The following is a 2,211-nucleotide window of genomic DNA, read 5'->3' on the forward strand; positions in this document are numbered from 1 at the left end:
GTCCGCACCTCCGCCGCGCGGAGCCTCGATCTCGATGATGGTCGCACTGCGATCGCCAACCTGCCGCTTGTAGATTCGGACGTAACCCGGCTTCCAGGTAGGCCCTTCATCGCATTGAAGGGAACGAAGTCCTCAATGCTCGTATCGTGAGAATCTTTGCACAACAACGCAATTAATTGGCTTGCGGCGGGTCCCGCGCCCGCCGCGAACTGGTCGCCAAAGACCGCACCACCGGCGGCTAAGCCGGCCGCCAACCAGCGGGCGGATCTTCGCCTGCCAGACCGTCCACACTCTCGCGGATGAGATCCGCATGGCCGGTATGGCGCCCATATTCCTCGATCATGTCGCACACGCTGCGCCGCAGACTGGCTCGCGAACCATCAGGCCATACGAGGTGCACGAGTTGATCCAAATCATCTGCGGCAAGCATAGTTTGGAGTTTGGCCCTGGTTCGCGCCACGGTGCCATCCCACAACGCATAGAGCTGTTCCGGGGTGTCTTCGGCCGCCGAGTTGAAGTCCCAGTCTGGATCGGAATCCCAGTCCGCGGCCTCCCACGGTGGACCGATCGGCGACCCGTCGAGCATGGGGCCGAAGCGCTGCGCCTCGGCCCGGGCAAGATGCTTGGTCAGCCCACCAAGAGTCAACGAAGACGCGCCAACCCGAGCCTGCAATCCCGAAGAATCCAGGCCGCTCACCTTCCATCGGAAGGTGGCACGCAGCCGCTCCAGCGCACCGATGAGGTGCTCTGCCTCTGTTCCCGCCAGCGGCGGCTCCCACGGACGATCGTCGACCATCGCCCCAGAATATCGACCCCAGCTGCGCTTTCAGACCACGCAGGGCTGATCTGGCACCATTGCGGACATGGATGCGCGGTCGGGACCAGATCTCAATGATCCGTTCGATGAGGCGATTGACGACGCGCTGAACTCCCTGCCGGTCGAGCTCCGTGCGGCGATGAGCAACGTCGAGATCGTCGTGGAGGACGAGCCGCCCGACGGCCGACCGCTGCTCGGTCTGTACCGCGGCGTACCGCTGCCGCGAAGGACCAGCATGTACAGCGGAGCGCTTCCCGACAAGATCAGTATCTTCAGCGGACCGATCACGCGACTCGCTGGCGGCGACGCGGATCGTCTACGCCGCGAGGCCAGGCACGTCGTGCTCCACGAGATTGCACATCACTTCGGGATCAGCGACGAGCGGTTGATCGAGCTCGCTCGCTACTGACGCGCCCGATTCTTACCGTTGCTCCCGGGGCGCGCTCGGCCGGTCTGATTGGGATGAGAACCGGGGATAGCGCGACAGAGGTGCTGCACGTTGATGTGTTGATGCAGCCACGACTCCTGGCCGTTGGCCGGTTCGGCCGCCAGCGTTGAGCGAGCGCGCGCCGGCGGTCGGTGTCGCTGAGTGGTGACCGGCCAGCGGGGCGCGAAAATACTTGTGATGCAGAGTGACTCGGCAATAGAGCGCCAAACCCCCGATTCGTCACAGTGACGTATTTAAGGGTTGACAGTGTCATTCGATCGGGGCTAGCGGTCGTCGTCGAGGTGCAGTGAGCGACGCGAGTAGCGGCGAGCGTATCCGAGACGGCGCCTCGTCGCGGCGGGATCCTTGGCGGCGCGACCGACGCCGCGACGCTTATGCGGCTTGCACATTGCGCAGCCGCGCCACGAGCGCGATGGATGATGGTTGGGCACGGGCCGGACGAGGCGAAGAAGGTGACATTACGCCTAGCCGGATGCCCGAAGACGGTACCCACCCCAAAGTGCCGATAAGCCACATTATGTCAAGTAAACGTCGCCGTTTTCATCTGGTGAATCACGGAACGTCCGATTTACCCTCACCATCACGCCGGGTCGGTTTGGTCAAAGCGGCTCGACACCAACTGTTTCCGACGATTGCATCAGGTTTGCACGACCTTCTTCGTGCGCGGTCGAGCGTTGCAACGGCCAAACCGCGGAGTCGATGGAACACATTGGAGGCGAGGGCTAATCCAACCCATTCCGTCCCGTAGCACTCCGATCCGTTGATGACTTACGTGGCCTTGCCGATCAGGACAGCCACGACCCCAGTCGCGCACTTCAGCAAACAGGATTGGCTCAGCCACCCTTCAAACCTCCGTTGATCTGTCGGCGGCGCTAGCTACCATCGGGCGATGCAGCACGAACATCACCAGTGGCTGGAGGACGTGAACCGGTCAATCGTTGAGGCC

Annotated in this window: 2 protein-coding genes; one reads left to right on the top strand and one right to left on the bottom strand. The window is 62.8% G+C overall.

Annotated features, from left to right (window positions below; translation table 11 throughout):
* Nucleotides 1-238: 238 nt before the first annotated feature.
* Entirely contained in the window at nucleotides 239-796 is a 558-nt protein-coding gene (locus ACRDUX_RS18245) for a mycothiol transferase (protein ID WP_526415428.1), read from the bottom strand.
* Between the two features lie 67 nt (nucleotides 797-863).
* On the opposite strand from ACRDUX_RS18245, the gene ACRDUX_RS18250 reads away from it, so the two are divergent.
* Entirely contained in the window at nucleotides 864-1,226 is a 363-nt protein-coding gene (locus ACRDUX_RS18250) for a metallopeptidase family protein (RefSeq protein WP_526415429.1), read from the top strand.
* Nucleotides 1,227-2,211 lie beyond the last annotated feature (985 nt).

The sequence above is a fragment of the Mycobacterium sp. genome (assembly GCF_050701675.1).
GTDB lineage: Bacteria > Actinomycetota > Actinomycetes > Mycobacteriales > Mycobacteriaceae > Mycobacterium.

What these genes read in the sequence shown, in the direction of transcription:
- ACRDUX_RS18245 (WP_526415428.1), bottom strand. Translation starts at nt 796, where the DNA reads ATGGTCGACGATCGTCCGTGGGAGCCGCCGCTGGCGGGAACAGAGGCA.
- ACRDUX_RS18250 (WP_526415429.1), top strand. Translation starts at nt 864, where the DNA reads ATGGATGCGCGGTCGGGACCAGATCTCAATGATCCGTTCGATGAGGCG.